This window comes from Natranaerofaba carboxydovora (assembly GCF_022539405.1).
GTDB lineage: Bacteria > Bacillota > Natranaerobiia > Natranaerobiales > Natranaerofabaceae > Natranaerofaba > Natranaerofaba carboxydovora.
Map to the genome: position 1 here is coordinate 2,322,787 of NZ_CP054394.1, position 12,452 is coordinate 2,335,238.

Sequence of the window (12,452 nt, forward strand, 5' to 3'; positions counted from 1 at the left end):
AATAAAGAAAGCGCCGGAGTATTCCGGGCGCTTTCTTTATTATTTTAGCTTGTTATAGTTCTTTACGGCTTTACGTTTTCATTAATCCAATTAACAATATCCTCTGTCGATGTACCCGGTGTGAATATTGCATCCGCTGCTCCCATGTTTAGTAGTTCCTCTTTTTCGTCATCTGGGATAGTTCCTCCACCAAGTATAGTTATGTCACCTGCTCCTTTTTCCTTTAACATCTCCCTTATCTTTGGTATAAGGGTCATATGCGCTCCGGACAGTATACTTAGCCCTACAATATCAACGTCTTCCTGCAGTGCAGTTGAAACTATTTCTTCAGGTGTTTGATGAAGTCCGGAATATATAACCTCAAAGCCCGCATCTCTTAGAGCTCTTGCCACCACCTTAGCTCCTCTATCATGACCATCAAGTCCAGGTTTTGCAACCAAAATCCTAATTTTATCTTCAGCCACTAAAAATCACTCCCCTCGGAATTCTTTAATTTTAGAATAATTTAAGAATGTTTTAGAATATCGGATCTTCTTTAAATTCACCAAATACCTCTTTTAACGCAGAAATTATTTCACCTTCGGTGCAGTATGCTTTAACACAGTCAAGTATCTTAGGCATCAAGTTATCATTTCCTTTAGCTGTTTCTTTTAATGCATTAAGGGTGTTACTTACCTCTTCGTTGTCTCTTTCTTCTCTTAACTTAGCAAGTCTGGCTTTTTGATTCTCCTCAACAGCAGGATCAACTTTAAATAGATCGATCTCCATTTCATCATCTTCTATATACTCGTTAACTCCAACAGTAATACGTTCTTTACTTTCTAGCTCTTCCTGCTGCTTATAAGCTGCATCAGTAATCTCCTGCTGGAAGAAGTTCTTTTCGATTGCTGGAATTACTCCGCCAAGAGCATCAATCTTCTCGAAGTATTCTTCTGCTTCTTGTTCAAGTTTATTGGTTAAAGATTCAATAAAGTACGAACCTGCAAGTGGATCAATAGTATTTGTCACTCCTGATTCATGTGCTAGAATCTGCTGAGTTCTAAGAGCAATTTTAACAGCCTTTTCTGTTGGAAGTGCTAGAGTTTCATCCATTGAGTTAGTATGAAGGGATTGAGTACCACCAAGTACAGCTGCCATTGCCTGATAAGCAGTTCTCACAATATTGTTCTCAGGCTGCTGAGCAGTTAATGAACATCCTGCAGTCTGAGTATGGAATCTTAACATCAATGATCTTTGATCTTTAGCCCCATATTTTTCTTTCATTCTCTTAGCCCAAATTCTTCTTGCCGCTCTGTATTTACAGATCTCTTCAAACACATCGTTATGGGCATTAAAGAAAAAAGATAACCTAGGTGCAAAATCATCAACATCTAACCCTTTTTCTTTACCGGCTTCTACATATGCGAAACCATCTGCAAGGGTAAAGGCAAGCTCCTGAGCAGCAGTAGAACCAGCCTCCCTAATGTGATAACCACTAATACTTATGGTATTCCATTTAGGAACATTCTTAGCTGAATATTCAAAGATATCAGTAATAATCCGCATGGAGTGTTCCGGTGGGAAAATCCATGACTTTTGAGCAATATACTCTTTTAGGATGTCATTTTGAATAGTACCTCTTAACTGATCCTTAGGTACGCCCTGCTTTTCCCCCGTGGCAATGTACATAGCATAAAGTATTGAAGCAGGTGCATTAATTGTCATTGAAGTACTTACCTGATCAAGGGGAATCTGATCAAACAAGGTTTCCATATCCGCTAGGGAATCTATCGCAACTCCAACCCTACCAACTTCACCAGTAGCCATATAAGAGTCCGAGTCATGACCCATAATAGTAGGCATATCAAAGGCTACGCTAAGACCTGTTTGACCCTGGGAAAGTAGATATCTATAACGCTCGTTTGACTCTTTTGCAGTACCAAATCCTGCAAACTGACGCATGGTCCATACCCTACCCCTGTACATGGTAGGCTGAACACCTCTAGTATAAGGATAGCATCCTGGCCAACCAAGATCTTCTTCATAATCCATGCCTTCTATGTTTTCAGGAGTATAAAGTGGATCTATAGGAACTCCTGAGATAGTTTGAAAGTTGATATCCCTCTCTTTACCTTTCGCATCATAAACTTCTTTTTTCCATTTTTTGTTCTCTTCTTTGATATTTTTTAACTTATCATCATCAAACATTTTCTTATCTGCCATAACAAAACTCCCCCCTAATCCTAATTATCATTCTTGAGTTATATATCTAGAAATTACAAGTCTATGCACTTCACTAGTACCTTCATAAATCTCTGTAATCTTAGCATCCCTCATCATACGCTCAACAGGGTACTCCCTGGTGTATCCATATCCTCCAAGTACCTGCACAGCATTTGTCGTAACATCCATAGCTGTTTCAGAAGCATACAGCTTGGCCATAGCCGAATACTTAGGAAACAAAGGATCGTCGTTCGTTGCTTTATAAGCAGCCTGATAAGTTAGCAGCCTAGCAGCCTCAATATTAGTCGCCATATCGCTTAGCATAAATGAAATGGCCTGGAATTTGGAAATGGGGCGGCCAAACTGTTCTCTCTCTTTAGAGTAGTCTCTTGCTGCTTCAAAAGCTCCCTGAGCGATACCAAGAGCCTGAGCAGCTATCCCTGTTCTTCCATTATCCAATGTTTTCATTGCGATTTTGAAACCATCACCTTCATTGCCAAGAAGATTCTCGGCAGGAACTCTACAATCTTCAAATACAAGTTCGGTGGTCTTTGAAGACCTAATCCCTAGCTTTTCTTCTTCTTTACCAAAACTAAATCCAGGCGTTCCCTTCTCTACTATAAAAGCACTTATACCTTTATGGGCTTTTTCTTTATCAGTTGCAGCAAAAACCACGTAGGTATCTGCAACCTCACCATTAGTTATAAATATCTTAGTTCCATTTAGTATATACTCATCCCCATCTTTGACAGCAGTTGTTTTCATATTTGCAACATCACTACCAGCCGCTGGTTCAGTCAATCCAAATGCGCCAAGTTTTTCACCTTCTGCCATGGGCTTTAAATACTTTTGTTTTTGATCTTCACTACCAAAATAATATATCGGTGAACCGGCAAGGGAAATATGAGCTGATAATAGAACTCCTGTGGATGCACAGACTCTAGATATCTCTTCAACAGCTATTGCATAGCTTATATAATCTGCTTCAGCACCCCCATACTGTTCTGGCCAAGGAATTCCTGTTAGCCCTATCTCTGCCATCTGATCAAAAAGACCTCTATCAAATTCTTCTTTCTCATCTCTTTCTGCTGCTCCTGGGGCAACTTCTTTATCGGCAAAATCCTTAACAAGCTTTTGCATCATTCTCTGTTCATCAGTGAGGTTAAAATCCATTAACACTCCCTCCATTCGTCTAATTCAAATTTTAGCCTTTTTCTAATATATCTCTCGAGATCACTAATCTTTGAATCTGATTTGTACCTTCATATATTTGTGTTACTTTGGCATCCCTGAAGTGACGCTCTACTGGATACTCTCTTGTGTAACCATACCCACCTAAAATCTGAATAGCTTCAGTAGTTACTTTCATTGCAGTATCCGTTGCATATTGCTTAGCCATAGAAGCAAGTTTGCCACCTTTAGGGTCCTTTTCATCTCTTGCTTTAGCTGCTTGGTAGGTCAGTAATTTCGCTGCCTCTATTTCTGTTGCCATATCAGCAAGTTTAAATGATATTGCCTGAAATTTGCTAATAGATCTGCCAAACTGCTCTCTAGTCTTTGAATACTCAAGAGCTGCCTCATAAGCTGCTCTAGCAATTCCAAGCCCCTGGGCAGCGATACCAATTCTACCACCATCTAACAAGGACATAGCAATCTTAAATCCTTCACTCTCTTTGCCTAACATATTCTCCGCTGGAACTTTAGCATCACTAAAAGCAAGCTCACATGTTTTTGAACCATTAAGTCCCATTTTCTTTTCTTCCGCTCCTATTGAAAATCCTGGCGTGTCCTTGTCCACTAAAAATGCGGTAATCCCTTTAACTCCTTTTGACCTGTCAATAGAGGCCAAGACAGTATAAACATCTGCTTCGCCTGCATTTGTAATAAAGTTCTTAGTACCATTTAAAATATAATTGTCTCCATCTTTTACTGCTGTTGTCTTTATACCTGCAGCATCAGAACCTGCATTAGGTTCTGTTAACGCAAATGCTCCTAATTTTTTACCCTGGGCCAAGTCAGTTAAATATTTGTTCTTTTGTTCTTCAGTTCCATAATATAGAATCGGCAGTGTTCCAACAGAAGTGTGTACTGACAATATCACCCCAGTAGTTCCGCACGCACGAGATATCTCCTCAAGAGCCATCACATATATTAAGCTTGAAGCCCCAGAACCTCCCCATTCTTCAGGGATAACAATTCCCATCATTTCGTTTTCTGCTAATTTTTCAATATTCTCTCGGGGGAATTCTCCTTTTTCATCTATCTCTGCAGCTTTAGGAGCAATTTCTTGATCAGCGAATTCTTTAAACATTTTCTGCATCATTTTTTCTTCTTCTGTCAATTCAAATCTCACCAAAATACCCTCCTTTATTTAGACAAGTAAAAAACATATTTACTAAAAAAGCCTACATCAAATTAGTTATTTTTTGTTTTGTTTAAATTCTCTGTACTATTGTTGCTTCACCCTGAGCAGCACCACTGCAAATTGTAGCAAGACCTAATTCTACATCTCTTCTTTGCATCTCATATAGAAGAGTTAATAAGATCCTTCCTCCACTTGCACCGATAGGATGTCCAAGGGCTACTGCCCCACCATTTACATTTACTTTTTCAGGATCCCATTTGCCAATCTCGATACTAGTAAGGGCAACAGAAGCAAAGGCTTCATTAACTTCAATTAAATCTATGTCATCTGTCTTAAGGTTTGTCTTCTCAAAAGCTTTGTTTGCCGCAAGTGCTGGAACTGTAGATATATAAGGTGGTTTTTCTGATGCCATACCCTGTGATACTATTTTAGCTATAGGTTTCAAACCAAGCTCATCTGCTTTCTTTTTGCTCATCAATACAAGAGCTGATGCTCCGTCACTTATCGGAGGGGCATTCCCCGGGGTGACTGTCCCATCTTTTTCAAAAGCAGGAGGCAGCTTAGCTAATTTTTCTAGGTTAGTATCAGGCCTTGGGCATTCATCTTTTTCTACTGTTTCAACCTTACCTTTTTTACCTTTTACTTCAACCGGGACTATTTCCTCAGATATATATCCTTTTTCCATAGCTTCTACAGCTTTTTCATGACTTCTAAGAGCCCATTTGTCCTGGGAGTCTCTATCTATGCCGTATTCATCTCTTGGGACTTTGCTACCGTGTACTCCCATATGAACATCGTGCACAGGGCACCATAACCCATCGTTTATCATTCCGTCAATAAACTTTGTATGACCCATTCTTTGACCAAATCTGGCTGACTCCATCAAGTAAGGTGCCTTACTCATGTTTTCCATGCCACCTGCCATAACTATCTCAGCTTCCCCGGCTTTAATCATTACATCTGCGTAGTTAACAGCTCTAAGACCGGCAGCACAGACTTTGTTTAGAGTATCAGAAGGAACTTTTTCTGAGAAACCTGCTTTCAATGTAGCCTGTCTTGACGGAATCTGTCCCGTTCCTGCCTGGACAACCTGACCCATTATTACATTTTCAACTTTTTCTTTGTCGATTCCAGCCCTTTTAGCAGCTTCTTCAAGGGCCGCCGCACCAAGTTCAGGTGCCGCTAGTCCAGAAAGCCCACCACCAAAGGCACCAAAAGGAGTCCTAGCACCTTCGACAATAACTGTCTCTTGTAACTCAGCCATTTACTTTTCACCTCAACTTTGATTAAATATTATTGAGTCTAGTGCAAAAAGCAATAGACTTTTTGCACTAGAATAAACAAGGAAGACACCCCCCTTATCATCTGATTAGCCGCGATCAATGGATAAGTTTACAAGGAGCATCTTCCTTCTGGAGGTTAAATTCTTATAGTTAAGAAAAATATGTCAGTTAATTATATTCTATTATGATCTACTACATTCCTTTTTTCTTCTTCTCGTTCTCTCTAAGTTCTACTCTTCTAATCTTTCCGCTTACAGTCTTTGGTAGTTCATCTACGAATTCAATCTCTCTTGGATATTTATAAGGCGCAGTAATATCTTTAACAAAGTTCTGGATCTCTTTCGCCAAATCGTCCGATGGTTCATAACCAGAAGCCAAAATAACAAACGCCTTTACAATTTCGCCTCTTGTCTTATCTGGACTAGCAATAACAGCAGATTCTGCAACAGCCTCGTGCTCAACCAGTGCACTCTCAACCTCGAATGGTCCAATCCTATAACCAGAACTGATAATAACGTCATCGTCCCTACCCACAAACCAGAAGTATCCATCTTCATCTTTCATAGCTCTATCTCCAGTTAAATACCAATCACCACGGAAGGTTTTTTCTGTTTTTTCTTCGTCTTTCCAGTACTCCTTAAACAGTCCTACAGGTCTTTCCGGCTTAACTTTAACAGCAATATCACCTTCCTGGTTAACTCCTACCGGGTTACCATCTTCATCTATTACATCTACAGTATACCCTGGAGCCGGCTTACCCATAGAGCCTTGCTTTAACTCAATACATGGGAAAGTCCCTACCAATAGGCATGTTTCTGTTTGTCCAAAACCGTCCCTAATTAAAATTCCTGTATGCTTTTTCCATTCTTCAATAACCTCAGGGTTAAGCGGCTCCCCTGCAGCAACACAGTGTCTCAGGTGCTTAAAGTTGTACTTACTTAAGTCGTCCTGAACAAAAACTCTGTAAATGGTAGGAGGGCCACACAAGGTTGTAATAGGATACTCTTCTACAAGCTGCAAGTTTCTTTCTGGCCCAAACTTACCACCACCTGGCTTGTGAGCAAAAACAGTTGCACCACAATTCCAGGGGCCAAAAATACTACTCCAGGCAGCCTTAGCCCAGCCAGTATCACCGATATTAAAGTGAACATCTTCTTCAGTTAAATCAAGCCAAAACTTACCTGTAATCGTATGACCCAACGGATATGAAGAATGAGTATGAAGAGTCATCTTCGGATATCCGACTGTTCCAGAAGTAAAGTATATAATAGCATCCTCATCATGCCTGGTATTTTCAGTTTCACATTCAGGCGAAGCATTTTCCATAGCTTTGTCATAATTTATCCAACCGTCGCGATCACCACTTGTTATAATCATAGTATGAAGAGTTTCACAGTTATCCTTAACGTTTTCGACTTTTCCAGCATTCTCCGGATCAGTAAGTACTCCCGCTGCATCGGATCTGCTTATTCTGTATTCTATATCCTTATCGCTTAACATTGCAGTACCCGGTGATACTACAACACCAGCTCTTAAGCATCCCAAAACAGCTACCCAGAACTGCCAGTCTCTTGAAAGTAAAACAGTTAAAACGTCACCTTTTTTCATACCATTATCTCTTAAAACATTAGCAAAACGCTTTGAAGCATCAGTAAGATCACTAAAAGTAAACTTCTTCTCAGTACCAAGGTCATCTACCCACCATAAGGCAAGCTTGTCAGGATTTTTCTCGGTCCACTTATCAAAACAATCTCTCACCCAGTTAAAATACTCAGGGACCTCCAGTTTAAACTCCGCTTTAGTTTTGTCATAATCTTTCATGTTGTAACCGCTCATAAGTTGTCACCCTCCTTAGGTTATAATAAATCTTTGGCAGATTAATTTTATTTAAATTTTTAAATAAATTCTGACAAATCACAAAATTTAGCTACCAATAATACATTATTATCGCAGTATCATCTCAGTATCATCACAGCTTATTGTAATAATTTATCTGACATTCTCAGGCTACTAAAGGCTAATTCGAAGTTCTAACTTCCACCGTTTTGCTTTACACCCCCCTTGACTACTGCTCCAAAAAAAGACATAATTCATTCTTATCTTTTTCTTTTGACTTTTTACATTATTCTGAAAAAATTCTCAAAAATCCTTCTTTTAATGAAAAATTTTTAAAGTTTTACTGGATATTTTGATAACCAAAATCACTGCACCATCCAGAGATATAAAAAGCTTACCAGGTATATAGCGAGTCCTAGAGTTACAAGAGCCATTTTTAGATATGATAAGCCTGAAGCGCTCTTTGTTGCAACAAAAAATGTAAGAGCTACATAAGCCGAAGCTAAAATTGTAAAAACAAACAAAGCCGCACCAGCAATCCCTGCCTGTACTGCAGCAAGACCGGGCATTGCAACCCACAACGGAATAAGGGCAACACCGGTGTTTGTATATACCAGTGACAATGGTTTATGGGCTCCAAGAGCTCTAGTAAAAGCCCACACCAGCAGGGCTGCACCAAAATGGATGATGAAAACCACAAATATACCTGCTCCTATAATAAGTCCTTGCACCAGGAAAAGCTCAATTGTAGACAACTCTTCAAAAAGCTGGGGGTTAAGAAAAATTGATGTCAAGCTATATATAAGCGCTATAGCAACAAAGTTGATTGTTGTATACCTTAACGCCAGGTTCCTTTCTTGAATTTCTCTAAATATTTCTTCGTCTAATTTTAAAACTCTTATCATGGCGGTTAAAAAAAACATGGGGTCCATACCTCCTAGAACATTTCATTAAATATGGTGAGAAAGTTTTTACTTTCTCACCATATTATACACCTTTAGGTACATAATTCCAAATCAATTGGATTATATCCTACTTACCAGGGCATAAGACCCCAAATTGAAATACCTATACAAACAAGAGCAACAATCAGTGGAAAGCCTGTCCAGTTGTAACGATTTTCATCATAATCATTACCCCAGCCGTGAATATAATCTACAAGCCTCTTCTCTTCATCTGAAGGTGCAAGGTGATTAAGACTTGGAACCTTATCAAATATTAAGGATAAGATTATGAACAGTGCAAAAGCCATCGGCACTGTTACAAGCCCACCTGCCATACCTAGCTCGGCAGTAGGCCCATGGCCTACAACTATAGCATCTAACACGTGTGGAGAAATAATTATATAAATTGCTCCACATAGAAGTGATGATATAACAAGGGCAAGTTTATGTGCTTTTTTCCACCATACACCAAGTAAGATCCCCGGTGTAATTGTCGTAGCAAGCATTCCAAATGCCCAAAGTATACTTGTAACCAAGAACTCCGGTGGCCTAAAGGCCAGAAGAACTACTATAATTCCACCTATTGCAACAGCCAAGTAACCAAGGTTAACTTTCTTTTGGTCATCCATGTTTGGTGCAACTATCTCTAAAAGGTCACTTCCAACCATAGCTGATATAGCCATCAGGTTACCACTAATTGTAGAGAGACCACCTGCGATAGCACCAGCCATAACAAATGCTGCAACCCATTCTGGATTATAGAATAGATTTAATATAAGTATTATTTGGTCCGGGTTAGCAATCTCGATACCTTCAGTCGCCTCGAAATAAACTCCAGTAAATCCAGTCACATAAGCACCAGTAAATAGTAGTCCAAGGAAAAATGCAAACCAAACTGTAGCTTGTCTAGCATGTGCCCTTGACCTTGAGGTAAAAAACCCTCATAGCAAGGTGGGGCAGGGCAATCGGTCCAAAGGAAAATGCAGGGATTAAAGCAAAGTACCATCGAAATCTATTTCCTTCTCCCATAAACTCCTGCTCAATATCAAAAAATGTAGGTGATGCCTCCATCATAGCTGGCACTAAGTCCCCATAACCAAGGTTCGGGAACCACCAACCATCAGATCCAAGAAAATGCATAACTGCACCCATTGGAACAACCATAGCTATAATCATAACCGCACACTGAAAAGCCTGGTTAAAGGACGCCCCGTACATTCCACCAAGGACGATAAAACCAAGAGTTACAAATCCAGCAATAATTACAGATGTTACATAAGGAATACCAAACATTAGCTCAAAAGTTTGTCCCAGTCCAACCATCTGTCCTAGAGCATACATAAGCATGGATAGAATCATCCAGATAAGACATACAACAGTTGCCTCAGAACCATAGCGGCGCGAAATAAATGACGCTGGTGTAAATGTTTGAATCCTTCTCAAATAAGTTCCATATAACAATGTAAGAAGCGGTATTGAAAGAGCCCACTGTGTCCAAAGGAAAACAAAGGGCACCTGTAATCCAAGAATCAAACCACTAACACCCATAAAAGTTGCAAGACTTGCCCAGGTAGCAACCATAGCAAGACCATTAACTACCGGTCCAATTGTAAATCCTGCTGCATAAAGGTCACTAGAAGTTTCAGTTTTTCTCTGAGATGCTATAGCCACACCATAAAATACAATAAACAAAAACCCAAGCCAAGCTACTCCAAGCCACATATTGTGTAATACAATTTCTTCTCCTACTACATCACCCATTTAGTTGCCCCCCTCTTCTGAAGAATCATCTGATGCCTCACCAACAAACTCTTCCATCTCTTCATCAAACTTGTTGGCTACAACGGTATAAATGTAAGTAACTGCGATCATCCCAAACCAACCAAAGAATAGGGTAGTAGCATAATGGGTGGGAAATCCAAGAATGTAGCCACCTTTCAAATCAGGGAATAGAACAAAAATAAATACGGTATAAGCCATTACAAAGAAAAGTAAAGCAAATACAATGGTTAGCATAATTTCTTTCTTATAAAGCTGACTCTTTTTTTCTTCATTCAAAACCTTTCAGCTCCTTTCTCCCGGGTTAAAATTACAAACAATTGACACAATAATAAGTTAGTGATTTTCCTTCATACTTCATCCACTATACAGCGAATTAGACAAAGTGCATAATTTGTTTAGCTTACCTCACCTCCTCAAAAGGGGTTTTGAATTTTTTGAAAATATCGACTCTTTGGTCTGCAGCTCTGTAGTCTAGTATATTAAATAGGGGAATAATCAAAATTGCGTTTTAATATTCTGAATATTGCAAGAAGTTTGTCAAAGCGCCTAGTATAAACTCATAACATTGCCAAGAGCTTATCCCTATAAAATGAAAAAATTCCATCTCATAGCTAACTATTCGACGGTTTTATAAAAAATCCTCCTTAAAATTATAAATAATTAAAATTTTTAAAAAATTTAAATTATTACATTAAATTATCTTTTTTTCTCCTTTATAAAGAAACTAGCTATAAGAGCAAGGACCGAAAAAAATAAATAAACTCTAAAACTATCAACATAGGCAAATAATTCATAAACCCGCACTCCATTTAACAATTCTCCCGTCCATAAACTATCAAGTCGCCACCCTATTAGGTTATTCATCAAAGATGTTCCAAGAAAAGGGGCTACATTTATAACGCTTGTGGATATACCAGAAAAATTAACATCATTCACTTCTTTTACATTAGTAAAACAAAGCATAGCAAAAACCCCCCAAAACCCCATTAAAAAGTTTAAAAATGGAATTAATAAGGCAGGAGGTTTCCCTCCAGCTAGAAATAATATAACTCCCCAGCTGACTGTAAAAATTAAAGCACCTATCTGAATTAACAGCTTTCTTTTTCCAAGATAATCAGCGAGCCTACCCATAATCGGAGACCCAACTATAACCCCAAGGGTAAAAAATAACACCTGGTTAGCTGCCACATCTCTATCCATACCATAGCTATGACTTAAATACGGCACTCCCCAGTTACCAGAATAGCTCATTATGATACCAAGTATCCCAAATATTATAATAAAATTCGGCCATGTATAGGGGTTTAAAAACACTCTTTTTATTCCTGTAAAGACAGAAATTTTACGTTGATTATCATTATTCTCATTCTCCGATTCAGTTTCATCCGAAACAACAGGCTTAAAACCCATATCAGCAGGATTATCTCTAATGATTTTCCACATGAAAATAGCTAGCACTAAAGAAAAAATGCCAATCAAAATAAAAGAGCTTCTCCATCCTATTCCAATAACCAAAAGGGCAAAGGGAGTAGTAGCAAGAAGACCTCCTACATTTCCAACCAGGGAAGTAAGCCCTGTAACAGTCGCAAATTCCTCCTGTTTAAACCATACTGACTGAATCTTAAAAAGGCTAACAAGAACCGTCGAAACTCCAAGGCCAACCAAAAGCCTTGATAAAGATGCCAGAAAATAACTATCCACAATACCAAACAAAGCCGAACCAATACCGGCAAACAATATACCAAATGTAGCAACTTTTCTTGGACCTATAGAATCGGCAAATATCCCGACAGGAATCTGCATGGCAGCATAAGCATAGAAGTACATAGAAACAAGATTACTAAGCATAGCCCCTGTAAGGCTGAGTTCTCCAGATAAATCTTCAGACACAACAGCCACTGAATAACGGTGAAAAAAACCTACTAAAAAAGCAAGGGCCATAACAAACCATATCAGCCACCTATAACTTTCCCTTTTATCTACAAATCTCACAGGAAATCTCCCCCAACCCTTTCATATTTAAGTTAGTTAAGATGTAAG

The 12,452-nt window shown here is 38.9% G+C and carries 11 protein-coding genes; all 11 read right to left on the reverse strand.

Features of this window, described 5'->3' with window-relative positions:
* Window positions 1-62: 62 nt before the first annotated feature.
* The 11 genes from ACONDI_RS11070 to ACONDI_RS11115 all read right to left on the reverse strand — a co-directional run bounded on the left by ACONDI_RS11070 (window position 63) and on the right by ACONDI_RS11115 (window position 12,404).
* Window positions 63-464 (reverse strand): cobalamin B12-binding domain-containing protein, encoded by a 402-nt coding sequence (locus ACONDI_RS11070; RefSeq protein WP_241078608.1) that lies wholly within the window; start codon window positions 462-464, stop codon window positions 63-65.
* A 52-nt stretch (window positions 465-516) separates the two neighbouring features.
* Window positions 517-2,202 carry an acyl-CoA mutase large subunit family protein gene (locus ACONDI_RS11075; protein WP_241078609.1) on the reverse strand — a complete coding sequence of 562 codons (1,686 nt, stop codon included), beginning with the start codon at window positions 2,200-2,202 and terminating at the stop codon, window positions 517-519.
* A gap of 27 nt (window positions 2,203-2,229) precedes the next feature.
* Window positions 2,230-3,375: an acyl-CoA dehydrogenase gene (locus ACONDI_RS11080; protein ID WP_241078610.1), complete on the reverse strand. Its 1,146-nt coding sequence runs from the start codon at window positions 3,373-3,375 to the stop codon at window positions 2,230-2,232.
* A 31-nt stretch (window positions 3,376-3,406) separates the two neighbouring features.
* Window positions 3,407-4,555, reverse strand: a complete 1,149-nt coding sequence (locus ACONDI_RS11085) for an acyl-CoA dehydrogenase (RefSeq protein ID WP_241078611.1) — start codon at window positions 4,553-4,555, stop codon at window positions 3,407-3,409.
* 82 nt (window positions 4,556-4,637) lie between these two features.
* Window positions 4,638-5,831 (reverse strand): acetyl-CoA C-acetyltransferase, encoded by a 1,194-nt coding sequence (locus ACONDI_RS11090; RefSeq protein WP_241078612.1) that lies wholly within the window; start codon window positions 5,829-5,831, stop codon window positions 4,638-4,640.
* 211 nt (window positions 5,832-6,042) lie between these two features.
* Window positions 6,043-7,686: an AMP-binding protein gene (locus tag ACONDI_RS11095; RefSeq protein WP_241078613.1), complete on the reverse strand. Its 1,644-nt coding sequence runs from the start codon at window positions 7,684-7,686 to the stop codon at window positions 6,043-6,045.
* A gap of 365 nt (window positions 7,687-8,051) precedes the next feature.
* Window positions 8,052-8,609: a YIP1 family protein gene (locus ACONDI_RS11100; protein ID WP_241078614.1), complete on the reverse strand. Its 558-nt coding sequence runs from the start codon at window positions 8,607-8,609 to the stop codon at window positions 8,052-8,054.
* Between the two features lie 113 nt (window positions 8,610-8,722).
* Window positions 8,723-9,481 carry a sodium:solute symporter family transporter gene (locus ACONDI_RS15680; protein WP_420848144.1) on the reverse strand — a complete coding sequence of 253 codons (759 nt, stop codon included), beginning with the start codon at window positions 9,479-9,481 and terminating at the stop codon, window positions 8,723-8,725.
* A gap of 55 nt (window positions 9,482-9,536) precedes the next feature.
* Window positions 9,537-10,391 (reverse strand): sodium:solute symporter family transporter, encoded by an 855-nt coding sequence (locus tag ACONDI_RS15685; RefSeq protein WP_277397769.1) that lies wholly within the window; start codon window positions 10,389-10,391, stop codon window positions 9,537-9,539.
* The gene (locus tag ACONDI_RS11110) at window positions 10,392-10,688 is read right to left on the reverse strand and encodes a hypothetical protein (RefSeq protein WP_241078615.1); all 297 of its coding nucleotides are present in this window, start codon (window positions 10,686-10,688) and stop codon (window positions 10,392-10,394) included.
* Between the two features lie 420 nt (window positions 10,689-11,108).
* Window positions 11,109-12,404, reverse strand: coding sequence for an MFS transporter (locus ACONDI_RS11115; RefSeq protein WP_241078616.1), 1,296 nt, complete (start codon window positions 12,402-12,404; stop codon window positions 11,109-11,111).
* Window positions 12,405-12,452 lie beyond the last annotated feature (48 nt).